Annotated in this window: 1 pseudogene; it reads left to right on the forward strand. The window is 59.1% G+C overall.

The annotated features are described in order from the left end of the window. Window positions 1-287 (forward strand): annotated as a pseudogene (locus tag P0G09_RS20090) (alpha/beta hydrolase); the annotation flags it as partial. Between the last annotated feature and the right edge of the window lie 4 nt (window positions 288-291).

The raw sequence follows: 291 nt of genomic DNA on the forward strand, positions 1-291 counted from the left end.
TGGCCCTGCCCGCCGGTGCCGTAATGGAAAAGGGAGAGCCCAACATCACGGCCCAGACCACCATGAAGGAAGTGCGCAACAACCCGGGCATCAAGAACTCCGGCTGCTACACCTACTCGCAGGATAAGGACTGCCCGCCGGGTCAGGCCCTGTGGGAAATGACCACTGTGGAGGGCTACACCAACGAGTATGTGGCCGAAGGCTGTGCCATGGGGCTGAATCTGGTCATTGAGAACTACAACAATGGCGTTCAGGTCACCCACTCGTTCTACACGGATGCGGAATAGGCGG

The sequence above is a fragment of the Faecalibacterium sp. DFI.5.82 genome, assembly GCF_029076575.1.
GTDB lineage: Bacteria > Bacillota > Clostridia > Oscillospirales > Ruminococcaceae > Faecalibacterium > Faecalibacterium duncaniae.